General features: G+C 60.1%; 26 protein-coding genes and 1 tRNA gene. 16 read left to right on the top strand and 11 right to left on the bottom strand.

Annotated features, from left to right (window positions below; translation table 11 throughout):
* Positions 1 to 59 precede the first annotated feature (59 nt).
* Positions 60 to 917, top strand: coding sequence for an HTH-type transcriptional regulator BhcR (gene bhcR, locus NKI16_RS23755; RefSeq protein ID WP_352622158.1), 858 nt, complete (start codon positions 60 to 62; stop codon positions 915 to 917).
* Between the two features lie 40 nt (positions 918 to 957).
* Here the strand turns inward: bhcR and NKI16_RS23750 are convergent, their stop codons facing one another.
* From NKI16_RS23750 to NKI16_RS23740, 3 genes are all read right to left on the bottom strand, one after another.
* Complete coding sequence (locus tag NKI16_RS23750; protein WP_023680424.1) at positions 958 to 1,314, bottom strand: hypothetical protein; 357 nt, start codon at positions 1,312 to 1,314, stop codon at positions 958 to 960.
* Between the two features lie 465 nt (positions 1,315 to 1,779).
* Positions 1,780 to 2,079: a BA14K family protein gene (locus NKI16_RS23745; RefSeq protein WP_352623238.1), complete on the bottom strand. Its 300-nt coding sequence runs from the start codon at positions 2,077 to 2,079 to the stop codon at positions 1,780 to 1,782.
* A 175-nt stretch (positions 2,080 to 2,254) separates the two neighbouring features.
* Positions 2,255 to 2,422: a hypothetical protein gene (locus tag NKI16_RS23740; protein WP_352451069.1), complete on the bottom strand. Its 168-nt coding sequence runs from the start codon at positions 2,420 to 2,422 to the stop codon at positions 2,255 to 2,257.
* A gap of 156 nt (positions 2,423 to 2,578) precedes the next feature.
* Here NKI16_RS23740 and NKI16_RS23735 point away from each other — a divergent pair.
* The 4 genes from NKI16_RS23735 to NKI16_RS23720 all read left to right on the top strand — a co-directional run bounded on the left by NKI16_RS23735 (position 2,579) and on the right by NKI16_RS23720 (position 4,294).
* A tRNA-Thr gene (locus tag NKI16_RS23735) sits at positions 2,579 to 2,654 on the top strand.
* Between the two features lie 153 nt (positions 2,655 to 2,807).
* Positions 2,808 to 3,047, top strand: coding sequence for a hypothetical protein (locus NKI16_RS23730; protein ID WP_156937488.1), 240 nt, complete (start codon positions 2,808 to 2,810; stop codon positions 3,045 to 3,047).
* 275 nt (positions 3,048 to 3,322) lie between these two features.
* Complete coding sequence (locus NKI16_RS23725) at positions 3,323 to 3,520, top strand: hypothetical protein (protein ID WP_084641813.1); 198 nt, start codon at positions 3,323 to 3,325, stop codon at positions 3,518 to 3,520.
* A gap of 135 nt (positions 3,521 to 3,655) precedes the next feature.
* Positions 3,656 to 4,294 (top strand): cupin domain-containing protein, encoded by a 639-nt coding sequence (locus NKI16_RS23720; protein ID WP_352623239.1) that lies wholly within the window; start codon positions 3,656 to 3,658, stop codon positions 4,292 to 4,294.
* Between the two features lie 64 nt (positions 4,295 to 4,358).
* Here the strand turns inward: NKI16_RS23720 and NKI16_RS23715 are convergent, their stop codons facing one another.
* Complete coding sequence (locus NKI16_RS23715) at positions 4,359 to 4,925, bottom strand: DUF2569 family protein (RefSeq protein ID WP_352623240.1); 567 nt, start codon at positions 4,923 to 4,925, stop codon at positions 4,359 to 4,361.
* Positions 4,926 to 5,063: 138 nt separating this feature from the next.
* Here NKI16_RS23715 and NKI16_RS23710 point away from each other — a divergent pair, with 138 nt between their 5' ends.
* A complete protein-coding gene (locus NKI16_RS23710) occupies positions 5,064 to 5,264 on the top strand; it encodes a DUF2905 domain-containing protein (RefSeq protein ID WP_023679908.1) in 201 nt (66 codons plus the stop codon).
* A 55-nt stretch (positions 5,265 to 5,319) separates the two neighbouring features.
* On the opposite strand, the gene NKI16_RS23705 is transcribed toward NKI16_RS23710, so the two are convergent.
* The 3 genes from NKI16_RS23705 to NKI16_RS23695 form a co-directional block, all read right to left on the bottom strand.
* Positions 5,320 to 5,742 carry a TetR/AcrR family transcriptional regulator gene (locus NKI16_RS23705; protein ID WP_352623241.1) on the bottom strand — a complete coding sequence of 141 codons (423 nt, stop codon included), beginning with the start codon at positions 5,740 to 5,742 and terminating at the stop codon, positions 5,320 to 5,322.
* Positions 5,743 to 5,811: 69 nt separating this feature from the next.
* A complete protein-coding gene (locus tag NKI16_RS23700; protein WP_352923741.1) occupies positions 5,812 to 10,401 on the bottom strand; it encodes an AAA family ATPase in 4,590 nt (1,529 codons plus the stop codon).
* Between the two features lie 237 nt (positions 10,402 to 10,638).
* On the bottom strand, positions 10,639 to 11,253 hold the full coding sequence (locus NKI16_RS23695; protein WP_352472778.1) for a TetR/AcrR family transcriptional regulator: 615 nt from the start codon (positions 11,251 to 11,253) through the stop codon (positions 10,639 to 10,641).
* Positions 11,254 to 11,344: 91 nt separating this feature from the next.
* Between NKI16_RS23695 and NKI16_RS23690 the strand changes: the two genes are divergently transcribed.
* The 7 genes from NKI16_RS23690 to NKI16_RS23660 all read left to right on the top strand — a co-directional run bounded on the left by NKI16_RS23690 (position 11,345) and on the right by NKI16_RS23660 (position 18,944).
* Complete coding sequence (locus tag NKI16_RS23690) at positions 11,345 to 12,451, top strand: polyamine ABC transporter substrate-binding protein (protein WP_352623243.1); 1,107 nt, start codon at positions 11,345 to 11,347, stop codon at positions 12,449 to 12,451.
* Between the two features lie 13 nt (positions 12,452 to 12,464).
* The gene (locus NKI16_RS23685; protein WP_502894444.1) at positions 12,465 to 13,307 is read left to right on the top strand and encodes an ABC transporter permease; all 843 of its coding nucleotides are present in this window, start codon (positions 12,465 to 12,467) and stop codon (positions 13,305 to 13,307) included.
* 2 nt (positions 13,308 to 13,309) lie between these two features.
* On the top strand, positions 13,310 to 14,092 hold the full coding sequence (locus NKI16_RS23680; RefSeq protein WP_352623244.1) for an ABC transporter permease: 783 nt from the start codon (positions 13,310 to 13,312) through the stop codon (positions 14,090 to 14,092).
* Positions 14,089 to 15,159 carry an ABC transporter ATP-binding protein gene (locus tag NKI16_RS23675; RefSeq protein WP_352623245.1) on the top strand — a complete coding sequence of 357 codons (1,071 nt, stop codon included), beginning with the start codon at positions 14,089 to 14,091 and terminating at the stop codon, positions 15,157 to 15,159. Before NKI16_RS23680 ends, NKI16_RS23675 begins: the two co-directional genes overlap by 4 nt.
* The gene (locus NKI16_RS23670) at positions 15,156 to 15,917 is read left to right on the top strand and encodes an MBL fold metallo-hydrolase (protein WP_352623246.1); all 762 of its coding nucleotides are present in this window, start codon (positions 15,156 to 15,158) and stop codon (positions 15,915 to 15,917) included. Before NKI16_RS23675 ends, NKI16_RS23670 begins: the two co-directional genes overlap by 4 nt.
* Before the next feature lie 461 nt (positions 15,918 to 16,378).
* Entirely contained in the window at positions 16,379 to 17,152 is a 774-nt protein-coding gene (locus NKI16_RS23665) for an NAD kinase (protein ID WP_352705043.1), read from the top strand.
* A gap of 190 nt (positions 17,153 to 17,342) precedes the next feature.
* Positions 17,343 to 18,944 carry a DEAD/DEAH box helicase gene (locus NKI16_RS23660; RefSeq protein WP_352623247.1) on the top strand — a complete coding sequence of 534 codons (1,602 nt, stop codon included), beginning with the start codon at positions 17,343 to 17,345 and terminating at the stop codon, positions 18,942 to 18,944.
* 81 nt (positions 18,945 to 19,025) lie between these two features.
* Here NKI16_RS23660 and NKI16_RS23655 read toward each other — a convergent pair whose 3' ends face one another.
* A complete protein-coding gene (locus NKI16_RS23655; RefSeq protein ID WP_352623248.1) occupies positions 19,026 to 21,038 on the bottom strand; it encodes a BTAD domain-containing putative transcriptional regulator in 2,013 nt (670 codons plus the stop codon).
* Between the two features lie 175 nt (positions 21,039 to 21,213).
* Between NKI16_RS23655 and NKI16_RS23650 the strand changes: the two genes are divergently transcribed.
* Positions 21,214 to 21,456 carry a YjiS-like domain-containing protein gene (locus NKI16_RS23650; protein WP_352641198.1) on the top strand — a complete coding sequence of 81 codons (243 nt, stop codon included), beginning with the start codon at positions 21,214 to 21,216 and terminating at the stop codon, positions 21,454 to 21,456.
* 27 nt (positions 21,457 to 21,483) lie between these two features.
* Here NKI16_RS23650 and NKI16_RS23645 read toward each other — a convergent pair whose 3' ends face one another.
* Entirely contained in the window at positions 21,484 to 22,377 is an 894-nt protein-coding gene (locus NKI16_RS23645) for a LysR family transcriptional regulator (RefSeq protein WP_352636984.1), read from the bottom strand.
* A gap of 120 nt (positions 22,378 to 22,497) precedes the next feature.
* Here NKI16_RS23645 and NKI16_RS23640 point away from each other — a divergent pair, with 120 nt between their 5' ends.
* Both NKI16_RS23640 and NKI16_RS23635 read left to right on the top strand, forming a co-directional pair.
* Positions 22,498 to 23,382, top strand: coding sequence for an NmrA/HSCARG family protein (locus NKI16_RS23640; protein ID WP_352623250.1), 885 nt, complete (start codon positions 22,498 to 22,500; stop codon positions 23,380 to 23,382).
* 50 nt (positions 23,383 to 23,432) lie between these two features.
* A complete protein-coding gene (locus tag NKI16_RS23635; RefSeq protein ID WP_023679921.1) occupies positions 23,433 to 23,705 on the top strand; it encodes a DUF2798 domain-containing protein in 273 nt (90 codons plus the stop codon).
* A gap of 89 nt (positions 23,706 to 23,794) precedes the next feature.
* Here the strand turns inward: NKI16_RS23635 and NKI16_RS23630 are convergent, their stop codons facing one another.
* Both NKI16_RS23630 and NKI16_RS23625 read right to left on the bottom strand, forming a co-directional pair.
* The gene (locus tag NKI16_RS23630; RefSeq protein WP_023679922.1) at positions 23,795 to 24,442 is read right to left on the bottom strand and encodes a YiaD family glycine zipper/OmpA-like lipoprotein; all 648 of its coding nucleotides are present in this window, start codon (positions 24,440 to 24,442) and stop codon (positions 23,795 to 23,797) included.
* A gap of 174 nt (positions 24,443 to 24,616) precedes the next feature.
* A complete protein-coding gene (locus NKI16_RS23625; RefSeq protein ID WP_352578239.1) occupies positions 24,617 to 24,985 on the bottom strand; it encodes a GFA family protein in 369 nt (122 codons plus the stop codon).
* Positions 24,986 to 25,017: the final 32 nt, after the last annotated feature.

The raw sequence follows: 25,017 nt of genomic DNA, 5'->3' as shown, positions 1-25,017 counted from the left end.
GTAAATCACTGGAAAACTTTTTCATTGCCTGTTTGGGCGAACAGGGGAAGAATGGCCCGATGGAAACCACCGAAAAACGCCAGCGCGGCCGGCCGCGCGCCTTCAACGGGCCGTCCGAGGCCGCCTCGGTGCAGTCGCTGGACCGGGCGCTGCGGATCCTGGCAATCGTCGCCGATGGCAGTGGCCTGTCGCTGAGCGAGATCGCCGCCAGTTCCGGTCTGCCGGCATCCACCGCCTACCGCATGCTGACGACGCTGGAGAACCACGGCATGGTCGAGTTCGACGGCACCGACCAGCTGTGGTCGATCGGCGTCGAGACCTATCGCATGGGCGCGGCGTTCCTGCGCCGCCGCAAGCTGGTCGACCGCGCCCGTATCGTCATGCAGGAACTGATGGAGAAGACCGGCGAGACCGCCAATCTCGGCGTCGCCGAGGACGATTGCGTCGTCTTCGTCAGTCAGGTCGAGACGCACCAGGCGATCCGCGCCTTCTTCCGGCCGGGCACGCGCAGCTCCTTCCATGCCTCGGGCATCGGCAAGGCGGTGCTGGCGCATCTCGAGCCGGAACGCGTCGCCACCATCCTGCGCCGGGCCGGGCTGGAGCGCTTCACCGAAAACACGCTGTCCGACATCTCGGCGCTCGCCCGCGACCTGGTGACGATCAAGCTGCGCGGCTGGTCGGTAGACGACGAGGAGCGGCATCCGGGCATGCGCTGCGTTGCCGCCGCCATCTTCAATGAATTCGGCGAGCCGATCGGCGGCGTTTCGGTCTCCGGGCCGACAGTACGGGTCACGCCGGAACGGCTGGCCGAGATCGGCCCGCTGGTGCACGATGCGGCGGCGGAGGTGACGAGGATGATCGGCGGCCTGCCGACCCCTCCCGGCCTTGGCAGCGAGCCGAGCGCATGGCAGCGCTGACCAGCGCCGAATGGTGCGACATCTGCCAGGATGGCCAGAGCTAGCCCCCGGGCACCGCGCTCTTGGTCGATAGGTCGTAGAAATCAAGCAGCATCGCCAGCCCAACTCCGCAGGCGGTGAAGATGAGGCCGGCAATGAAGATACGATTGGCGCGTTCATAAACGCGCCGTTGTAGAGACGTTATGTCGAGCAGCAACCGCAGCGCTCGTATCTGCAGGGCAATGCCGATCAAAATCGGCACGACGGCGGCCAGGTGATAGATTTCCCATGGTATCGGGTTGGCGGCCCAATGCGTGATGAAGCCCAGCGAGAACGCCAGCAGGATGCCGACGGTGGTGATTGTGCCGTTGCGGAAAATTGTCTCGATCGGCTCTTCGTTCGGATCTTGCTCGCCCAAGCGCCCTCTCCCCTGTTTCGGCTCGGCAGTAGATTAGGCTGTCGGGAAATCCCTGTACATCGGCAAGAGTGTTGGCGAATGCTGAAGCGGCATCCGATCTCGCCTTAAGTGGGCGATGTTCGACAGGACAGAGAGGCTGACGGAGCGCGGCTTTATTCCAGCTTGGGTTCCTCGCCCCACGGAAGTGGGGAGAGGTGGCGCGGCGAAGCCGCGACGGAGAGGGAACCGCGCCCTACGAAGGCCCCCTCTCCGGCCGCGGAGCCTGTCCTCGGGCTTGCCGAAGGCAAGACCCGTGGGCGGCCACCTCTCCCCCGCTTCGCGGCGGGCGAGGAACCCAGGTCCTAAGAGGTCGGAGGAACAACCCCTCTGCCCTGCCACTCAGACACGCAGAAAAAGGGGCAGTGGGGTGCCCCTTCTTCCGGTTGCCTGAAACGGTCACCTCCTCCCAAGCTGGCATAGTGGCCCTCAAAGCCGGCAGCGATGGCGATAGCCGTCGTAGCCGACATAGGTGTCCGAGTACGGGTCGTAGCTCTGGTAGCGATTGAGGCAGCGCCGGACGTGCCACGAGCCGCCGTCTTCCTCGATATAGACGGTGCGCGGCTGGGCGAGCGCGCTGCCGAGCAGGAAGCCGCCGACACCTGCAGCAATGCCGATGCCGAGGTGCTTGTGCTTGTGATGGGCGGCCGAAGGCTGAACCGTACCAACCAGCATGGCGGTGGCGACGGTGGTGGCGACGAGGCCGGAAACGATGGTGCGCTTGAACATGACGATCTCCTTGTTGTGGGAGGCGATCCAACTGCCTCTTGACCGTCAGTCGTCGCGACAAGGAAAAAGGTTCGAAGGTCTTTTTGGATTTTTCTCGGCGGGAGAAATCGCGCGGTCTGATGCGCGACCACGAACGGTCGCGCCGTCGACAGTTCACCGGAACAACCGGCAGGCCTCAGCCCATGCCGGTGATATGGCGAAGCCAGAAGGCGAGCGCGATGAAGCCGATGATGGTGGTGACGCCGGTCCAGTCGATATTGGCGTGCTTCAGGTCCTTGATGAGCTTCACCAGGAGAACCCAGGCCACGACGACGAGCGGGAGAATGATGACAAACCTGATCATGCGACTGCCTCGCTGATGCAATTGCACCTTCGATCAATATAGGAAGCGAATTGGCCGTTTTCAGGACGCCTTGGCGGCAGAACCGCCGCGTTCGCGGCAGCGGAAAACGGAGTTTTGTCTTTACTGGCGCAGCAGATATGGTAACCGGAGCGCCGTGCCCTTGTAGCTCAGCTGGTAGAGCAGCGGTTTTGTAAACCGAAGGTCGGCGGTTCGATTCCGTCCGGGGGCACCAGTACGGGCTTCTTGAGACCTCCGGGGCGCTTGATATCTGCTCATCCCCGATATCCACAGGCCGGGGCCGTCAGGATCGGTAGCACATCAGCTTCAACGCATATATTCCCTAGCGGAAACCATAGTTCCCTAGCGGAAAACCTAGGAGTCTTCGTTGGAGCAGAAACGCACGACCGCCCCCTTCATCAACGGCATATTTGGCGGATTTATCGTCTTCGCCTTCGCGTTCGGTTTCCGTTTCCTGCTAAGTCCCGATCCCGATCCAACATCAAGAGCAACGACAAGCCTTTCAGTACTGGCCTTCGCCATTTGTTTCGGCGCAGCCTTCCTCCGCGAGCACCGGCGCCAGATTGCCGCCGCCAGAGAATATATAAGCCGCCCAAGATCGTATTAGGGGCGTACGTGTCGGGACCGTCCTCGTCGGGTCACCAGAAACTTCCGTGAAATTGCTGGCAAAATCTGTCGCCAGACAACGAGTTAGCATCTCATATCTAGAGACGCTGAGCCCGGGCGTGACTTCGCCGTTGCAGAGCCGTCATTTCGGCCCTCTCTCCCGGCCTCGGCCATCTCGTACCATTCGATTAAATTGCTCCTGTGTATATTAGCACTCGCTCAATTAAGCGCGCCGACAATGTCGGTGCGGCGGGCCAAAAACCAAAGGGTGTTGTCATGCGAAGTGATTTCGCCGCGGCGCGCGAGCTTTTGGAGTGCGCACAAAACCGCCTCTGCGGCGCGGATGAAACGAGCCGACGCGTCAACGAGGCCCTCGACGCGCTGATTGAAGAAATAGCCATCGCGGAATTCCGCAAGGCGCCACTGACGGTCGTGCCGTTTCCGCGAGCGCGGCCGCCTAAGCATGTTCGGTAGAGCGCTGATCGCCCGCGTTGACGAAGAGCCGGCAACTGGTGTTTCCGCAATCGCCCGTTGGAGCGTCGTTGAACGACCAAGCCTTTGACGATAGAGTTGCCGGGCATTGGTGCTCTGAAACTCCGGAGCCGATCCATGTCACACTGTGGAGATGTCTACGAGAACAAGGTGACCGGCGAATATGCCGTCATCCTGCGTGGCACAGAAGACCGCGGCCAGGGACCTGGCATCGCTCATCTGACCGCCCGGCCGGGAGCCGCAGTGGTGGGCGAGCACTTCCACCCGAATCTGACGGAACGGTTTACCGTCCTCCGTGGCCGTCTCGACGCTTGCATCGCCGGGAAGACTTTGTCCCTGGGGCCTGGCCAATCCGCCACGGTCGAAGCAGGCGTCGCACATGATTGGTGGAACAGCAGCAAAACCGAAGAAGCGCATGTCCTGGTCGAAGTCGACCGGGCGCCAGGTGCGGACAATGTCGACCCGAACCGTTTCGAGCTGCTGATCGGCATGCTCTTCGGCCTGGCCAATGCCGGCAAGGTAGACAGAAAAGGTAGACCTTCGCCGCTTCAGGCAGCAGTCATCGCCAGGGAATTTGCCGACGTGATCGTCTTCACGCACCCGCCACCTTCGATTCAGCGAGTGGCGCTGGCGATCCTGGCGCCACTCGGCCATCTGCTCGGCTATCGCGCGATCGACCCGGACTACTGCAAGCCGCACGGGCATGTCACGCCGGCTCCTGAAATCCTCGCTAGAGCAGGCCTAGTAGCCGGATGATCCGGGTCCATATTGGGCGCCCGGCATTTTTGTCGGCAGCCATACATAGGACTCGCGGCAAGCTCTATGAAGCACTCGCGACATGACCGGATATGGCGACCCGGTCGAACGTGTTTCTCACCCTGACCGACTTGTAGACGTAGGCGACCCAGATGCCGGTCAGGACAAAAGAAACTGCGGGCATTACCAGCGCATCCCCTGCAAGCACCAAGCTCACAGGAGCGCTCATAACCGCTGAGATCCATACCGCGTCCAGAATAAACACGATTGGTATTGCAAACCACTGATACAGGAATAGCTGCTTGAAGCGGTAACTCCGCAGCAGCATCGCAAAGAGCACAACCACCTGGAACACCACAAACGCCAGCAAGAGGGCAATCTCTCCGTAGACCGCCAAAGTGCCATTCGGGAGCGTCATGAGCTGTCGGTAGCCTTCACTCGATGAGCCCAATGAGACGAGCGTGCGTAGCGGGGAGAAAGCCTGAAGGATCGCCAGCAGCATAAGCCAGCCTCCGAAACCTACGAGAGCCGAAGGATCCTGCAATGGCTTTGCGGCTGACCGAACGGCAAAGAAAACAGGCACGCCGATCAGCAGCAGCACTATAGCCCAATGCCAGATGGAAATCTGCATCCAACCCTCCCTTGATGCCCTTGTAGGTTGTAACAGATTTCAACCTCAACTCAAGAGGCAACATCGAGAGGAAGCGCTGCTTGCAGACCCGTCAACACTAGATTTCCGGCATGATACTATTTCCGGCAGGATGCTGCCATGTCGCGAACTCTGATCGTCGTTGGTCTCAGCATAGTCGCCATAGGCCTGCTGTGGCCTTGGTTGGCCCGGACCGGCCTTGGCAGGCTGCCCGGCGATATCGTGATCGAGCGTGAGAACTTCAGGCTTTATGTCCCTATCACCACGGGGATACTGGTCAGCATCGTGCTCTCGGCCATTCTATGGCTGATCAACCGGTAGGCGATGCTCCGGCTGCGGCGATTTGTGTTGCAGGCCCAACTCGCCCTTGATCTTCTTACACTCCGATCGCCGCCACCAATATCCTGTTCTGCCTGCGTATCGCCGTGCGCAGTTCGGCAATCCTCGCCTCCTCGCGCTTCACGAATTCGATGAACATCATGTTCATGTTGTTGAAGATGAGTTCGCCGAGCGCCGGCCCGTCGATGTCGCGGCGCACCAGGCCGAGCGCCTGCAGGCGGACGATCAGCGCGCGGATCTGCTCTGTCAGGGCGCGGTCCAGCCCGGTATAGGCCTGGCCGAACGGGCTGTCGGGCAGTTGCGTCGAGATCGCCATGGCCTGCCGCCACATCTCCTTGCTGAGATAATGCAGCGAGTGCTCGATATAGATGCCGAGCAGCGTATCGAGAGCGTCGCCGACATTGGCCGGCGGGTTGGCGACGACGCCGCGCCCGGCATTGAGCACCTCGTTGACCTCCATCGAGACGATGGCGCCAAGGTTGTCGCCCTTGTTCTGGACGTATCGGAATGAAGCTACGGCAACATTGCTTTACCATCGATCGTGAGCGGAAACGATGCTCTCAGCGCCGTGGATTTCACGGGACAGCATCAGGTCGATCATATCAAGGATCTTCGTCCTTGCCTCCGGACTTTTCTCTGACGAGACATACTCTCGTTTCAACATATCCTGCAGACGATGAACGTCGGTGCCCCGTCTTCCATTTTGATTACCATTTTTCGAGAGATCTATTATTGTTTGCCCTGCTGCTTCCACAACTAGGTCGAGGACATCACAGGTCGCGCCTTCGAGCATGTGAAGCACCGCAAAACCGCTGTCCGCGTATGCCGGAGATCGTAAAAACTCGCGGGTTAGATCACGGTATCGCGCGACTTCATCAGGGTTAATGCGCCGGAACGCGTCAGCCGCTTGGCTGCGGACTTCTTTGTCTTCATCAGAAAAGAAACGCCTCAACAAAATATCGGCTCGATTAGCATGTTCCGCCCATGTCAGCACGTCTCCAGCGACGTCTGCCATCAACCTTCTATGGTCAACGCTCTTCGCACTCAGGTCGTCCGCATCTTGCGAGAATTCTGGATGCCGGAAGCTTTCACCAAAAACGAACCAGGCCGCTATGAGTTCTTTGGTCCGATCCCCGCTTCCCAGAAGGTGCGAAATGAGCTCTCTGCCCAACTCAGGTAACCAACTCAGTACATAGGGGAACAGGCTGACACCCGTATGGGTAACAAGGGGCGCAAGGCGATTTATATGGGTCTCAATAGGTGAACCAGAAGCTATTCCCACGAGCTTTCTTAGTGTCGATTCAAATCGATTTTTGTCTGCATTGAACAAAGGCGTCAGCGGTTTCATCATGCAGCAGCGTACGCCAATGAGCATTTCTTGCTCAACGGCGATGTCCAAAGCATGCCAAACTGCAGACTCAAGTTTCGGCACGTGCCAGAGAACGGCTCCCAACGCCTCCCAAGTCCAACCGCGCACGCCGTTGATGCCTCGGATATGAAGACCGCCGCCCCGTTGAATCAAATGGTCGATGGTCAGCGTTTCACGCGCGACGCTAGTTGTGTCGGCATCTTCACTCTCGCTGGCTTCGCCATACATGGCATACCAGATCAAGGCATCTGCGATATCCGACGTTGCAGCTAAGTGCGGATGATTGATGAGGAGACGGGCGATTTCATTGCCGTATGGCCTTCCGTCGAGCTGATGTGCATGACGAATAGCGGTGATCAACCATTCGTCCAACGCGTTCTCCGCGTCGGCCAAACCTGACAATATGTGTCCGGCGTAGCTCTTATGGGCGGCTTCAGGAATTTGCAGCAGGAGCGCTGAAAATCGCTGGGGGTTTTTCTTGGCTGCTTCCTGGAGTTCGCCTGCCAACTGCCTCGCTCCTCCATCGACGAATCCCCGACCGCGCCGCATGTCTTCATCATTGTCATAACGCTCAATGGCAGAAAGCCAGTGACGGTCGGACATGCGTTCGCAACTGTGTCGTTTGATCGGAGAGCCAACAAAATGTGCTTCGACTTGCGATGGTTCATCGACCTGCCAACCGCGAAATTTCCTCCTGAGTTGCGAGAGCTGTAGCCTGCTTGTCTGGCTTAGGCGGTCCTCTCCAATTGTTTCCAGAATGCACCACCGTTTGTGGCCAGAGCGGTTCAATGCACGAAGTGCGCTCCCTCTTGTCCAAAACGGGCCGGTCTCTCCTGCCTCTTTGATGCGACGCAGTAACCGCGACGCGTATTCGATTTCTTCATTTTGCTGGGAGATACGATTTTCAATTAGACACCTTTGATCAGCGACAAGGTGAGGAAAAATTTCACGGCAGGCTGTAGCCAGCGACATCCAGTCGGCCCCCTGCCAGCCTGATTCAAAGGCAAGCTTGTTGGCCACGAGGTTGGGCAGTCGCTCGGCCAGAGCGGTCGGATTTGCTTGGATGGTTTCCAAGTGGATATGCATGAAGCACTCATGCTTGTCCGGATCTAACCGAGCTAGGAATTCGGCCGCGTCGGATGGATCCTTCTCCGCCACTTTCTTTAAGGCCGCGACGTAGACCCCCAGAAAATGGTCAAAGCCAAAGCGATTGCCTGAATAGCTTCTATAGTTAAATGAATACCAGCTTGAGCCGGCTCGCCCTTCAGCTATCACCAAATCAACAGCGCGTGCCAAAGCGCCAGTGAAACCTATTGCAAGGGCTTTCGGAGCTTTCTTCAGTAACTCCTCCAGTGAATACCCTTCGATGACCTTCTCCTGATCGCGATCAAATGGATTTTGACCAGGATGTTGGGCATACCAGGCATCGAAAATGGCCTCAATTAGCTGCCCGCATTTCTCAGGTGATTTTTCTCCCCAAACGTGAAGCAGCATCGTGATACGATCACGCCCGCGGTCTTTGAAAAGCTCCAGTGGGTGTGATGCGACAACATCGCAACAAAGCTGAAGGAGATCATCGTCGGATTGCTTCCGATGGACAAATCCGAACCAGCTTACCAATTGCTCCGCTTTTGCAGCGTCGCCGGCCCACCACCTGCGAAGCAGTTCACTAATTTCCCGCGGCCTCTCGCCTGCTATGCTGGACAACCACCAAAGAAGAGTATCCGTGCGCTTTTCCGATCGGCATTCCAGTTCTGTATAAATCCATTGCTTGGCGCTGAGGAAATCAAACCAAACGTGGCTCGATAGAACCGCGCGGCGAAACAGCTGGTTGTATTTATCCGGTAAGGTGTCGAGATCTTGAACGATTTCAAACTCACGGTCGGTCGGAGTTTCGATGGTCGTTAGCCACTGGCAAATGGCGAATTTGATGTGAAAACGGATCTTTTCACCGAACAGCAGCGATGACAATTCATCCGCATAACGCGAGAAATCATTCTGCCGGAGCGCCTCGAGAATTTGCCGGACTTGAGTCCGGCGGAATAGATGCTGTTCAGTCTCGCGAAGCATGTCGACCAAGCGCTGTTCGCGAAAGACAAAAGATCGTGCAAAGATATGATCGAAAAAACTCTCGTGAAAGAAATTCACTCGGCCACGCGACAGTACGATAAGCCCCTCGGAGGTCAGGACATCTATGGCCCTTGGGAAGGGGTCGAGGACCGAGATTGGTGCGTCAAGTTGCTGGCGCTTGCTCATCCATTCGCACATCGCTCCAAGAGCCTGTACGACCGTCCATGCGGGTTTAAGCGTTTTGGAGATGACCCGCTGTTTCTTTTCAATTAACTTTTCATGCAGAGCCGATCGAGATTGGAAAACGAGATGTTTCTCATCGATTTCCAAGAAAACCGCGAGATTGATGGGAAGCTCCAGGAGGCGACGCTGAGGTCCGCTCAATCGATCAACAGGGACATTCTTTGAGACTAAAATCGGCTCGACATCAGTGCCCCAACTGAAGAGCGGGACGTCAATTTGCTTGGCTCGCCGCAGTTCCTTCAACTGCTTCAGCCGTGGATCACTTTCGAGGTCAAAGGTCCTGCAAATCACCACGACCTTGATACTCTGAAAATTGTGAGCATCGGCAATCAGCCGGAATATGACCTCTTTGACCTTTCCATCTCGACCAGAGACTTCGCTGATAGCGTCAACTTGATCTATAATCAGGACAGATCGAGTAGATGGAAACGCACCCTTCAAGGTGCTCGCTGGACCTTCTTCCCGGCCGAATAGGTGCCTTCCGAGTTCTTCCCTGGTGCTACAATGCAGGCATTGATCGACCCGAAATGCTAGGTGCGGAATCCCGAATGATACCAAGTCGGATATTGCGGAACGGACGATTCCGGATTTTCCGGAGCCCGCCACGCCTGTCAGCAATATTAGCTCTGCACCGCTGGGATCGAGAATTTCCTGGATCAACAGGTGACTCTCGCTTCGTTGAATCACTTCCCCACCAGCGCCAAAAGGCACATAGGTGCCAAGATATGCCTCCGTTTCTTCTTTGAGCCTTTCTCCGATTGTTGGATCAAGCGCCCAATCCTTGATCGTCAGAACACCGTTTTCCCTTATTAATGATCGCAGTGATGCGCCTGTCAGCAGCTTGTTGAAATTTTTCTCGGCAGTATCTCGCAGGTTTGCAAAAGCACTCGCTCCGCCATTCAAAAAATAAAGATCGCCGAACGACTGGATCGTCCACTCCAAGGTTGTTTCTGAAATTGTTACTACATGGCTCCTCTGGAGCCACTCATACGCCGTGTCAGGCGTCGTCGCCCACTTTGCCAAGAGCTGTTGAAAGGCGTCGTTTTGGTCTTGCGACAGGGCGTCGAGGAATTGGCGCGTGCCATTTGCTAAGCGAGCCTTTTCCGTCAGCTTATGGAAAGTGCCAGCGTTATCTTGCGAAACAAAGTGACAATGAGCCGTGGCATCTTTAGATAAGCGGTTCGCAAACGCGCTCAAAATACCTTCACGGCCAAGGGCGCCGATCGCCCAATTTCCCCCAGGAGACGATATCTTAGTCTGATGCCACTCAGTGAGACCATCCCTCCTTATGCCGAATTCGAAGCCGTGGAATTCGGTATCGATATTTTCGAATTGAAGCCATTCAGCCTTCCCGCTGAGCACGTCCATCAGGGAACGAACAAGCCATTTCGCTTCATAGCGATTTCCAAGTTTGTCCGCGATGCCTCCAGGTATCATGTACGACAGTCCGCAAGGATGATCGCTATTTTTAACAATAGAATCGGATCAATCGGGAACGGTAGGCGTACTGCTTAGGAAATGTCTATGACATGCAAGCCTGCGTGCGATCGAGATTGATGTTGACTGAGGCCTAGCGTCATTGATTTTAGCCGCTCCCGTACGGCCGGACCACGGCTTTAGCGTCCGGTCGTCGGTCCGAGGCCGACACTCGCCGCAGGGCTCGCTTTTCACCCCTCACACTCCGATCGCCGCCACCAATATCCTGTTCTGCCTGCGTATCGCCGTGCGCAGTTCGGCAATCCTCGCCTCCTCGCGCTTCACGAATTCGATGAACATCATGTTCATGTTGTTGAAGATGAGTTCGCCGAGCGCCGGCCCGTCGATGTCGCGGCGCACCAGGCCGAGCGCCTGCAGGCGGACGATCAGCGCGCGGATCTGCTCTGTCAGGGCGCGGTCCAGCCCGGTATAGGCCTGGCCGAACGGGCTGTCGGGCAGTTGCGTCGAGATCGCCATGGCCTGCCGCCACATCTCCTTGCTGAGATAATGCAGCGAGTGCTCGATATAGATGCCGAGCAGCGTATCGAGAGCGTCGCCGACATTGGCCGGCGGGTTGGCGACGACGCCGCGCCCGGCATTCAGCACCTCGTTGACCTCCATCGAGACGATGGCGCCGAGGATGTCGCCCTTGTTCTGGTAGTAATTGTAGATGGTGCCGACCGAGACTTCGGCCTGCGCGGCGATGGTCTCGATCTTGGCGCCTTCATAACCGGCATCGCGGAAAAGCGCCGCCGCTGCTTCGATGATGCGGCGGTGCCGATCCGCCTTCTGCCTTGCCCGCAATCCGCTCATAGCGGCTGTTTGCCACAAAAACAGAATTGACTCAATTTTAGAATTGGTTCAATTTTTTCCTACAAGCCAAAAAGGCATGGGAGAACACTCGATGTCCATCAATCCAAAGACCCCCAATCCAACCGTCAGGAATCCGCTTTCCGTTCTAAAGAGCCATCTCCAAGGCGCCTGTGCCGCGGCAGCACTGCTGCTGGCGGCGGGCAGCCTCGCTCAGGCGCAGGATCTCAACGCACTGATCTGGTGCGATCACGCCGATCCGGCGCTGCTGCAGCCGTTCGAGGAGGCGAACGGCGTCAAGGTCAATGTCAAGGAGTTCGAAGGCACCGGCGCCGGCCTGGCCATCGTCGATCAATCACAGCCCGGCGATTGGGACGTGATGGTGATCGACAGCATCGACGTACCGCGCGGCGTCGAAAAAGGCCTGTTCGAGCCGCTACCGGAAGACAAGCTGCCGCTGGCCGACCTGTTTCCTCAGGTGAAGATGGATAGCTCCACCGTCGTTGACGGCAAGCGTTACGGCATCACCGAAAAGTTCGGCTACAACACGATCGGATACAACAAGACCAAGGTCGATCCGGCCGACATGCAGACGATGGCGGCGCTGACCGGCGACAAATACAAGGGCAAGATCGCCATCTACGATTATTACCTGCCGGTCATCGGCATGGCCGCACTGGCGATCGGCAAGAAGACTGCCGAGCTGACCGAAGCCGACCTTCCCGCCATCAAGGAAGAGCTGCTCAAAATGAAGGCCAACGCCAAGCTGGTCGGCGAGGTGACCGCCAGCCAGACGGCGCTGGCGACCGGCGAGGTCGACATTCTGGTCGGCGGCGGCGAATGGGTGACGGCGGGGTTGGCCAAGGAAAACCCTGCCCTCGATTTCTCTATCCCGAAAGAAGGCGCCGTGCTGTGGTCGCAGTCGCTGGCAATGTTCAAGGATTCCAAGAACAAGGAGCTGGCGCTTAAATTCATCCAGTACATTATGAGCCCCGAAGGCCAGGCGCGGCTCGCCACCTCGTCCTGCTATTGGGGCATGCCGGCCAACAGCAAGGCGGCGTTGAGCGACGAGCAGAAGAAAATCCTGCGCTTCGACGAGCAGCCGGAATTCCTCGCCCGCGCCCAGTCCTATCCGGCGCCGAATGCCGATCTCGACAAGAAGATGCAGGACGTCTGGACCGAAATGCTGCAGGCGCAATGACCGGCTGCTGGTCGTGAACGCCGCCAACAGCGGGCGTGCCCTGCCCTGGGCGCTGGTCACGCCGGCGCTCGGCTGGACGTTGCTGTTCTTCGTGCTGCCCTTCGTCGCCATGGCGGTATCCAGCCTGACGGCGCATGAAGGCGGCGGCTTCACGCTGTCCAACTACAGCCAGTTCTTTGCCAATCCGTCTTACTGGCAGGCGATGGTGAACTCGCTGCAGGTCACCGCCATTGTCACCGTGATTTCGGTGCTGCTTGCCTATCCGTTTGCGTGGATCCTGGCCGAGCAGGTGCCGGAGCACTGGCAGCGACTGGCGCTGATGCTGGCGGTGCTGCCGTTCTGGACCTCCTACGTCGTGCGCTCCTATTCCTGGCTGCTGGTGCTGGCGCAGAACGGCGTCGTTAACCGCGCGTTGACCGGCTCCGGCCTGTTCGGCGAACCGCTGCAGCTCGCCAATACGCGGCTGGCCACCGTCATCGGCTTCGTGCATTTCTTCGTCATGCTGTTGACGCTGACGATCTTCGCCAATCTGAAGCAGCTCAGCCCCAGCTACCGCAAGGCCGCCGCCGACCTCGGCGCCGGGCCGGTTCGGACTTTCCTGCATGTCGTTCTGCCGCTGACGCTCCCCGGTATCATGGTCGGCGCCTTCCTCACCTTTGTGCTGTGCATCGGCGACTACATCACGCCGCAGATCCTCGGCGGCAACAACGAGCTTTTGATGCCGCAACTCGTCATGATGCAGATCGGCCGGCGCGGCGACTTTCCGCTCGCTTCGGCTCTGTCGATCATCCTGATGGCGGTGGTCACCGTCGCCTACCTCGCCTGCGCCCGCTGGCTGAAGATCGAGCGGGCCTGACCATGCGCGCTTTCATCCGCCTCGTCTCCGGCCTTTACGCCATCGCAATCTACGGCTTCATCTTTCTGCCGGTCATCGTTCTGGTGCTGTTTTCGCTGCAGGCAACCTCGTTTCCGATCCCGCCCTTCACCGGGCCGTCGCTGCGCTGGTACGAGGCCGTGCTCGCCGACACGCGGCTGACTTCGGCGCTGGTCAATTCGCTGCTGGTGGCGGTCGTCTCCTCGGCTGTCGCCGTCACGCTTGGCTTTCTCTCCGCCTGGGGTTTTGCGCGCTTCGCCTTGCCGGGCTCGGGCCTGATGCGCGGGCTGATCACCTTGCCCTTGACCGTCAGCTATCTCATCATCGGCATGGGGCTGCTGGTGCTGTTCAACTGGACCGGCGTACCGAAGTCTCTACTTGCCGCAGGCATCGGCCATGTCGTGATCAACCTGCCGCTCTGCTTTGCCATCGTCTACAGCCAGATGGGCGATCACCAGATCAACATCGAGCGCGCCGCGCGCGACCTCGGCGCCCCCGAATGGAAGGTGCTGCTTTTGATTACCGTACCCGTTATGGCGCCGGCGATCTTCGCCGGTTTCTTCCTGTCGATGACCTTCTCCTGGGACGAGTTCGTCATCTCGTTCCTGTTGACGCGCTTCGACACGACGCTACCGGTCGAGATCTGGAACCTGCTCCGCTCCGGCCTCAATCCCAAGACCAACGCCGTCGGCTCGCTGGTCTTCGCCGTCTCCATCGTACTGGTGGTATTGTTCGAGCTGATGCTGTTGCGGAGGAAGCCGGCATGAGTGCGCCACTGGTCGATATAAGCTCCGTCTCGCATCGCTTCGGCCAGCACACCGTGCTGAAGAACGTCTCGCTGACGATCGAGCCGGGCAGCTACACGATCCTGCTCGGGCCGTCCGGCTCCGGCAAGACGACGCTTCTGTCCATCCTCGGCGGCTTCGTCACGCCGAGCGAGGGCAAGGTGCTGATCCGCGGCGAGGACTGCACCGCCGTGCCACCGGCGAAGCGGCCGACGACGACCGTGTTCCAGGATTATGCGCTGTTCCCGCATATGAGCGTCGGCAGCAATGTCGGCTTCGGCTTGCGCATGCGGGGTGTCGATGGCGCAACCCGGGCAGCGAGGGCGCGCGAGGCGCTGGCGTTGGTCGGGCTGGCTACTGCCTTCGACAAGAAGCCGCACCAGCTTTCCGGCGGTCAGCGGCAGCGCGTGGCGCTGGCGCGCGCCCTGGTGGTCGAGCCGGCGGTGCTCCTGCTCGACGAGCCGCTCGGCGCGCTCGACCTGAAATTGCGCCGGCAGATGCAGGATGAATTGAAGGCGATCCAGAAACGCGTCGGCACCGCCTTCATCCACGTCACCCACGACCAGGAAGAGGCGATGGCGCTGGCCGATCATTGCGTGGTGATGAATGACGGGCGCATCGAGGACGAGGGACCGCCCGAGCGCGTCTATGCACGGCCGGCGACGCGCTTTTCCGCGACTTTCATGGGCGAAAGCACGTTGATTTCCGGAACAGTGACCGAGGCGAAGAGCGGCAAAATCACCGTCAACACGAAGCTTGGGTCGCTCTCTTTGCCCGGCACATTGCCGGCCGGCTCGACCGTTGCGCTGGCCGTCCGGCCGGAGCATCTTGTTCTCGGCGCTGCCGGCGGTGCTGTGGCGCTCGGTATGGTCAAGGTCAACGACGTCGTCTTCCAGGGTAGCTTCAAGCGTGTGCTGGGGACCTCCACGACCGACCCGGCGCTGCACTTCATCGCCAAGGTTCCCTCGGCATCGGCCGTCCAGCCGGGCGACGTTGTCGCGGTATCGTGCGATGCTGGCGACATCATCCTGCTTGCGGACCAAACATGAGCACGCTTCCAATCATCGACGCTCCTAACTGGTACGAAACTATCCGCGTGGGCGATGGCGTGACGCTGATCCACGAGCCGTGGATCAAGCCGTTCTTCCGCTGCAATATCTGGCATGTGCGCGGCCGCGACCGCGATCTTCTGTTCGACACCGGGCTCGGCCATTTCAGTTTGCGGCGCCACGTGCAGCTGGTCACGGAGCGCAAGCTCACCTGCGTGGCCAGCCACACCCATTTCGATCATATCGGCTGCCATCACGAATTTCCCGACCGCTGCGTCCACCCGGCCGAGGCCGAAATCCTCGCCGACCCGCGCAACGAATGGACGGTTGCCGACCGCTATGCCACCGACGAGATGTTCGACGGCATGCCGCAAGGTTGGGACACGAAGCGCTACCAGATCCTGCCCGCACCAGCCGGCCGGTTGCTCGAGCAAGGCGACATCGTCGATCTCGGCGACCGTGCCTTCGAGGTCATCCACACGCCCGGCCATTCACCCGGCGGCATTGCGCTCTACGAAAACAGGACGGGCATCCTGTTTTCCGGCGACATCATCTATGACGGCCCGCTGATCGACGACGTCTATCACTCCGATATCGACGATTATGTCGAAACGCTGCTGCGCATGCGCGATCTCGATGTCTCGGTCGTGCACGGCGGCCATTTCCCGAGCTTCGGCAAAGTCCGCTATCGCCAGCTTGTCGACGAGTATCTCGCGCAAAAGCGCCAGGCCGGCTGCCATCTGTTGCAAGCCCGATAAGCACTGGCGCTGTGGCGTCAAAGCGCCCTTTGCGGACAGGGTGTCCCCGCCGCGTCGCCGCAGCGTGAGGCCGTGGGCTCGGGTCTAAAGCTCTTTTCCTCCGACTGGCGCACCAGTTCCGCGAAAGCCAGGGCAAAACTTGCCAGCATCAGGAAGACAATAATCAAGCGTGCCAGCGGCAATAGATCGGCCTCGACTGGTTAGCCCCCACGCCGCCCGTCCGCTGCCGGCTAACATGATCGATATGGCTTTACGAGAGTTTAAGGCGAGTCTTAACCATCACATCATTTTGTCCTCCGACATGATGCGCGAGTGCGGCTTGTTTGGTCGCCATCTCCAGGCACCTCCCTCCCTTTGCAGAAATGCCCACCCATGCTAACCCGGCGCTGGCGCGGCCCAGCAACCGGTCGCCGCCAATCGGTCGCCAGACGGTCGTCGCCAATCGGTTGTCGTTGAGAGCCATGAGCAAAACCGCCAGCCGTTTCGCCTTCGTCTCATCTGGTACCGCCGACGCCAATGCGGCGCTGGAAAGCCTTTCGGCACGCTACGGCCAGGCATCCGTCGAGGAGGCCGGGATCGTCGTGGCGCTCGGCGGCGACGGCTTTCTGCTGCAGACCCTGCGCGAGACGATGAGCACGGGAAAGAAGGTCTACGGCATGAACCGTGGCACCATCGGTTTTCTGATGAACGAATACCGCGCCAGCGGTTTGACGGGGCGCATCGCGGCTGCCGTCGCCGAAACGATCCGTCCGCTGGAGATGCAGGCGGTGACGGCCGAAGGCGAGACGATTTCGGCGCTCGCGATCAACGAGGTCGCGCTTTGGCGCCAGTCGTACCAGACGGCCAAGATCCGCATCACCGTTGATGGGCAAGAGCGGCTGGAGGAATTGCATTGCGACGGGGTGATGATTGCGACGCCGGCCGGCTCGACCGCATATAATCTGTCGGCGCACGGGCCGATCCTGCCGCTCGACGCTCCGCTGCTGGCGCTGACCCCGGTCAGCCCGTTTCGTCCGCGCCGCGGGCGGGGCGCGCTGCTCTCCAACAAGGCGATCGTGCGTTTCGACATTCTGGAGCCGGAAAAGCGGCCGGTGAATGCCGCCGCCGACCACACCGAGGTCAAGGCGGTGACGACGGTCACGGTGAGGGAATCGCCGACGGCAACGGCGACGCTGCTGTTCGATCCCAACCATTCGTGGAACGAGCGCATTCTCGCCGAACAGTTCAGGTATTGAGCCGGCGCAGCGGCCACTGCGCAAATTAAGCATCGCGATTAAGGTTACGACTTCACAATCGCGCCAATGCCGCCCGTTTGTGTTGACAAATCGTGGGCTTGCGCCTACCTGCAATACCAATCTTGCAGGCGCGCGGCGCTTGCCGCGACTGCATATGTTGCGCCCCCGAACCAGCCAAAGACAGCCAAACTTGTCCTCAGACACCCAGATCGCTCAAGAAGCGTTGACCTTTGCAGACCTCGGTCTGTCGCCGAAGGTCCTTTCCGCAGTTACCGATGCCGGCTACACCGAGCCGACGCCGATCCAGGCTGGCGCCATCCCTCACGCCTTGCTCGGCAAGGACGTGCTGGGCATAGCCCAGACCGGCACCGGCAAGACGGCGTCCTTCGTCCTGCCGATGCTCACCCGGCTGGAAAAGGGCCGCGCCCGCGCCCGCATGCCGCGCACGCTGATCCTCGAGCCGACGCGCGAGCTCGCCGCGCAGGTCGAGGAAAACTTCGTCAAATACGGCAAGAACCACAAGCTCAACATCGCACTGCTGATCGGCGGCGTGTCCTTCGACGAGCAGGACAAGAAGCTCGAGCGCGGCGCCGATGTGCTGATCGCGACCCCCGGCCGCCTGCTCGACCATCGCGAGCGCGGCAAGCTCCTGCTCAACGGCGTCGAGATCCTCGTCATCGACGAGGCCGACCGCATGCTCGACATGGGCTTCATCCCCGACATCGAGCGTATCTGCGAGATGATCCCGTTCACCAGGCAGACGCTGTTCTTCTCGGCGACGATGCCGCCGGAAATCACCAAGCTCACCGAGAAATTCCTGCACGCACCGGTGCGCGTCGAAGTGTCGAAGGCAGCATCGGCCGCCACCAACATCACCCAGCGGCTGGTGAAATCCGGCCCGAAACCCTGGGACAAGCGCGAGACGCTGCGCAATCTGATGAAAGCCGAGGATGCCGAGCTGAAGAACGCCATCATCTTCTGCAACCGCAAGATCGAGGTATCGGAGCTGTTCCGCTCGCTGCTGAAATATGATTTCGACGCCGGCGCTCTGCACGGCGACATGGACCAGCGCGCGCGCATGCAGATGCTGGCCAATTTCCGTGACGGCAAGCTGCGCTACCTCGTTGCTTCGGATGTCGCGGCGCGCGGCCTCGACATTCCCGATGTCAGCCATGTCTTCAATTACGACGTGCCGATCCACGCGGAGGATTACGTCCACCGCATCGGCCGTACCGGCCGCGCCGGGCGCTCGGGCAAATCCTTCACCATCGCGACCAAGTCGGACACCAAATACATCGACGCCATCGAGCGGCTGATCGGCACGAAGATCGAGTGGCATGACGGCGATTTGTCGACGGTCGTTGCCAGCGAAGGCGGCGAGGATGAGGCCCCGCGCCGTGGCCGCGGTGCGCCACGCCGTGCCGGCCGCAAGGACGACGCCGACGCCAAGGACAGGGGCGAGCGCAAACCGCGTGAACGCCACGTCAAGCGCAGCGAGGAAGCGGCGCCGGAAGCGGTTGGCGAGGAACAGCCAGTCGTGGCCGAAGCCACCGTCGCCGACATCGACGAGCGGCGTACCCGCAAAGAGGCGATCCGGTCGGAAAACAGCGAACGCCAGGCTTCACCTGAACGGAAGGCTTCGCCGGATCGCAACGAAAGGCGCGCGCCCGAACGCGGCGACACCAGGCCGCAGCGCGAGCGCCCTGCCCGCCAGCGACAGGAAGACAATGACGCGACTGTCGGCTTCGGCGACGACATGCCGGCCTTCATGCGGATCGTCGCCAAGGTCTGATGCTGCAGGGCTTGCGCGTCGCGCCGACGCGCGAAGCACCGAAAGCTGCATAAGACGGCCTCGCTTCGCGCTGATACTGCGTTAGTCCGGCAGGCCCGCCTTACGAAGGCCTTCGATATATCTGCTGCGATCATCCGGTCGATAAAACGGCGGCAGCACCTCGGCGAGATTCGAAAGCCGCAGCGAGGGATCGAACTCGCATAGCCGGGCCATCATTTGCTGCGCTTCCGTTAGGCGCCCCGCAAGGGCATGACCCGCCGCCACTACACGCATCGCGCTCACGTAGTTCGGCTGGTGACGCAGCGACTTTCCCGCCCAAGCGACGGCGTCATCGTAGTGGCCTGCACAAAAATGAGCGAGCCCGGTGTTGAACTGCCAAGCGAACAGGCGTGGATCCAATGGGCTTAGGCGCATGGCAAGCGCGGCGTGCTCGATGGCCTTGCCTGGCTCGCCCAAGCAAGCCCTCACCCAGCTGCTGACGCCCAAAGCAGCGGCCAAGTTCGGGTTGAGAGCGAGCGCGCGATCGATGCAAGCCGCACTATCATCAAGGTCGCCGCCTACGTAGCCGAGGACGTATCCACCGTAGGAAAGCGCAATTGCATCGTCCCTTCCGAGTTCGACCGCTCTCCTGGCCAGTCGAGTAGCTTCGGCAATCTCTTCTGCACGGTCGACCATCCAGCCGTTGCTTTTTCGGGTAGCGTAGCACCGCGCCGCCCGCGCATGGGCTATCGCGAACTCCGGGTCACGGTCGATCGCCTTCATGAAGAGGCGCAAGGCGTCGTCAATGGCCGCTCTACTAGTGATCGTTCGGTCAAAGGCCGCCAGCCCGCGGAGATAGTAGTCATAAGCATCGAGGCTTTCTGTCGGTTTGCGTTTGGCACGCTCGATCTCAGCCTCCTCCATTTTCGGTGTGATTGCGCCGACGATGCTCGAGGCGACCTGGTCCTGCAGATTGAAAACTTCGGCGAGCGTTCCATCAAAACGGTCGGCCCAGAGATAGGCCCCCGTCGAGGTGTCGATGAGCTGCCCGGCGATGCGCAGGCGGTCGCCCGCCCGGCGAACACTTCCCTCGACCACATAGCGCACGCCCAGCTCACGCCCGACCTGCTTTATGTCTATGGACCGTCCCCTGTAGGTGAAGCTCGAATTCCGTGCGACCACGAACAGGTGACGAAAGTGAGCCAAGGCGGTGACAATGTCTTCCACCATGCCGTCGGCGAAATATTCCTGCTCCACATCACCGCTTAGATTCTGAAACGGCAGCACCGCAATTGATGGCTGATCGTCGCGCCTCGTCGGGACTGCCAGAACCTGCGCCAGTGATACGGCGCCAGAGCTTGGCTCCGGCCGCTGACGTTCAGGTCGTTCGCGGGACTGCAGGGAAGCCGCAAGTGAGCTTGTCTGCTCCTCTGGGTCCGCATTCAGATGTTTTTTTAAAGCTGCCCGACACAGCTCGAACTGGCGCAAAGCGGCGTTTTCGTGGCCCCGATGAGCGTGGATGCGGATCAGCGCCCGATGGGCTGCCTCCGCCGTCGAATCCGAGGCGAGCAATCTCTCCGCGAGCCCTTCGCAGGCCGTCTCTTCCGCTGAGCCGGGTGCGGGCAGCGCCAGGCTCAGCCGATCGACCAATTGCAACGCTTTGCGCTGATACTTGCTCAGATACGGTCCAAACCACTCGTCCAGTTCGTCAGGAATGGCTTGCCCAGCAAGCAGCTCACCGCGGTAGAGATCGGCGGCGAAGGCGAGATCGGTGGTTCGGCACTCCTCTAATTTCCGATCGAAGATCGAGATGTCCGCCTCATCCGGTCCGGCAATCAGCGCAACGGTTTCCTGATCCCCATCGATGTAGACGGTCGCATCCGAGCTGGCGGGGAACGTGCGCCTGATGTCGACCAGCGCTTGCCGCAGACTATTGCGGGCCTGCCCATTGCTTCGCCCCGGCCAAAAGACTTCGGAAAGCTGCTCGCGACGATGGCCGCGGCGGCCTGCAAGAACCAGAGCAGCAAAAAGAAGCGAAGTCTTGCGTGTGGCGAACCGGACAGGCCGATGCTCCGGGGAAGTAACCTCCAGGCCACCAAGCAACCGGATGCGCACAAATCGTCTCCACACTTTGACCGCAGCGACAGAATAGCATCTCGGTAGATTGATTTAACACCGATTTAACGGCGGATCGTCGGACTTCTCCCAGTTGTTCACGCACAGCCGAACAGCCCGAAAACGCCTTCGTGGCACGCTCCCATCCGCAAACTGGAAATGGGAGACCAAAACAATGGCTCACACGGAACCTCGCGCCGCCCGCAGCATGTCCAAACGGTTGCTTGGGTCTAGCCTGAAAGGCGCAGCAATGATGATCGCTGCCTTCACGCGATGGCGGCGGACCGTCGCGAGACGCAGGGCACTGGCAGATTTGACGAACGATCAGCTGAATGACATCGGTCATTCGGAGGTCCATCAACCCGTGGTCAACGCCGCCAAGGCAGTTCTGATCACGAACTTGATGTCGATGAGGTAAGATCGGCGCTCAAAATGGTTTTGCGCCCTAAAGATTCTTGAGTTCCAGGCGGGATGCCAGCAGGTCCAGAAAAGCACGGACTTTGGCCGAGGATAATCTGCCTTCCGGCCACACGGCGTGTATCGGCACCGGCACAGGCTCGAATTCGGTCAGAACCAGTTCCAGGCGGCCGTCGTCCACCAGGTGTTTTATCTGCCAAAGCGGCGAGTAGCCCAGACCCAATCCGTGAACCGCGGCTGCATAGATGGATATCATCAAATTCGACCGGAAAGTGCCCGCGACCTTCACCGACCGGGGCTTGCCTTCAATCTGAAACATCCATTCGCCCGGGCGGCCGTCGACAGTTCGTACGATGCAATCGTGCTCACGCAATTCAAGCGGATGGGCCGGTCGGCCGCGTTGCTGGAAGTAGGCAGGTGCGCCGAACACGACGCGCCGCAACGCCCCCAGCCGCTTCGCACGTAAATTGGAATCCGGCAAATTGCCGATCCGGACCGCCAAATCGAGACCCTCGGCATCAAGATCGACAAATTCATCGGAAAGCTGGAGGTCAACCTCGACGCGGGGATATGTCCGCATATAGTCGGCGATGACCGGCATCAGGAAATCCGGGCCGAACAGAACCGGGGCACTCACACGCAGGATGCCCGACGGCTCCGACCGTCGGTTGGCCGCCTGAAGCCTGGCTTCGTTAATTTCCTCGACGGCGGGTTTGATGCGCTGGAAAAAAGCCGCTCCGGCTTCGCTCGGCGTCGAGCGGCGTGTCGTCCTGTGCAGAAGCTCGACCCCGATGGATTCCTCCAATGTCGCCAAGGACCGACTGACCGACTGCAGTGAGCGGTTCAGCCGGCGTGCGGCAGCCGTCAGGCTGCCGTGCTCGACAATGGCAATGAAGGCTTCGAAATCATCTATCCGGCTCATCGCTCCTTTCTCCCGAAAATCGGGAGAAACTATCGCAAAATCGATCAATTGTAACGCAGTTCGCTAGATTTTATCTTCCCTGCATAGGCCGAAAGGCAGACTTGAGGGAAGGAGATCGTCATGCGAACACCCAGTCCAACGGTCCTGATCGTAGGCGCCGCAGGCCGCGTTGCCGGTTTAGTGGTGCCTGAACTCGTCCGCCGCAATGCCAGGATTCGGGCGCTTGTTCGTGACGCCGCGAGTGCCGAAAAAGCCCAGAAAGCCGGTGCATCCGAGATCGCGATCGGAGATCTGCGCGACCATCGGAGCCTTGAGCAGGCCGTGGAAGGTGTCGACGGTGTCTTTCACATCGGACCGGCCTTTGCTCCCGACGAAGCCGCCATGGGGGTTGCCATGGTTGAGGCGGCGGCGCGAGCAGGCGTTCGAAAGTTCGTCTTTTCGTCGGTGATCCAGCCGACCAATACGAGGCTGGAAAACCATGCAAGCAAGGTACCCGTTGAAGCTGCCCTCTATTCGACGAACATGGAGTACACCATTCTGCACCCGGCCAATTTCATGCAAAATATCGCGGCGGCCTGGCCGTCCGTCGTCGAGCACGGCGTTTTCGCCGAGCCGTTTCCAAGGACGGCGAAGCTCGCCCGCGTCGACTATCGCGATGTGGCTGAAGTTGCGGCAATCGCACTGACCGAAGCGCGTTTGTCCTATGCGACCCTCGAGCTGTGCGCCGACGGTATGCACAGCCGCGAAGAGGTCGTCGCCATGATGAGCGAAGCGCTTGGCCGGCCGGTTTCGGCGGGCGAGCCGACATTTCAGGACTGGGCGGCGAAGGCCCGCCTTCCCTATACGGACCGGCAGTTGCAGATGCTGGCCAAAGTACACAGCCACTACGCCAAATACGGCCTCGGCGGGAACAGCCAGGCGTTGCGCGCCGCCCTTGGCCGCGAGCCGCGTTCGCTGCGAAGCTTCATTCGGGAATTGGCGCTGCAGGCGGCATATGCCGCCTGATCGTCCTCACAGTAACGCTGACGCACATTTTTTCTGATTGGGAGATTTCGATGCAAGCATCACCGGATCGAGCCTTCAAGTTGAGAAAGCTGCCGCCCTCCTACGGCGCGGTGGTGATGCCGTTGGTTCTTTCGATTCTGATGTCCTCGATTGTCTCGGCGGTTTCGACGGCAATCGGCGCAGGCTGGACGAACGGGTTCATAGCGGCCTGGAGCTATGCGTGGGGCGCTTCATGGCTTGTTGCGTTTCCCAGCCTGCTGATTGTGCTTCCGATCGTGCGCCGGATCGTTGCCGCAATTGTCGATCAGCCGGCCCGGTCCTGATATCGCGAACGAAGGGCGCCGGCGGCCGGTGGTCCGGCATAACCATTGGAGCGGCCCCGGACGGGCCGCTCTCGGTTCATGTGCTTGCCTCAGGTGAGCGGCGACAGCTGGATCTCGACGCGGCGGTTCTGAGCCCGGCCGGCAGCCGTCGCATTGGAGGCGATCGGACGCGTCTTGCCGAAGCCGGTGACGGCGAAGCGGCGGGAATCGACGCCCTGCCCGGACAGATAGTTGGCGACCGCCAGGGCGCGGCGCTGCGACAGGTCGAAATTATGCTCGTCGCCGCCGGTCGAGTCGGTGTGGCCGAACACGTCGACCGTGGTCTGGCGGAACTTTTTCAGCACAAGGGCAACCGAATTCAGCACCGGATAGAAACCGGCCTTCACCGCGTCCTGGTCGACGTTGAAGGTGATGTCGGACGGCATGTTGAGGATGATCTGGTCGCCGGTGCGGGTGACGCTGACGCCGGTGCCCTGAAGCTGTCGGCGCAGTTCGGCCTCATTCTGGTCCATGGTGGCACCGATGGCACCGCCGGCAAGCGCGCCGATGCCCGCGCCGATCAGCGCATTGCGGCGGTCGTTACCGCCGGCAAGCATGCCGAGCCCGGCACCCGCCAAAGCACCGAGACCGGCGCCGGCAGCGGTGTTGGAAACCTTCTGTTCCCCGGTGTAGGGATCGGTGGTGCATGCGCTCACGAGCACAGCCGTCGCCACGACGGCGAGCACAATCTTTTTCATATGGTGGTCCCTCTCCATTCCACGGCCGCGCAACGGCGCACCGCATCAGCCCTTCCAGCGACTTGTAACATGAAATGCGGCGAAAAGCGGACCAGCAAAAGCCGTTGCCGCGGCTTTCCCCGGCTCAATTCCACACGCCTGCAGCGGCTCGCGCGACCACCCCAATTCGACCGGCTACCAGAGATTCTTGCCGTCGATGACCACCACTTCGACCTTGTCGAAATCGAAATCGTCGAACAGCCGCGAGTTCACGCTGATCTTCGGATTGTCGAAATTCGGCTCGCCTGTCGACCAGTCCGGCGTCTCGGTGAAGGTGCCGCAGCCGCAGGTGGCGCAAAAACCGTGTTTTATGGTTTTCGATCCCCACTGGTAGAACGAAACATTCTCCGGCGGGCTGGTGAGTCTGAATTGCGATGGGGTGTAATAGGCCCACAACGAACCGCGTTTCGAACAGAAGGAACAGGTGCATCGCGTCACTGTCTGCGGCGCTTGCGAAACCTCGAACGTCGTCGCCTTGCAGTGGCAGCTTGCCTTGATGGTCATGAATTGGTCCCTCACAATGCCGCCGCCCCGTA

It is taken from the genome of Mesorhizobium sp. M0698, from assembly GCF_040320455.1.
GTDB lineage: Bacteria > Pseudomonadota > Alphaproteobacteria > Rhizobiales > Rhizobiaceae > Mesorhizobium.
The sequence above is the reverse complement of the archived record's forward strand: the minus strand, read 5'-3'. Positions and strand labels throughout refer to the sequence as shown.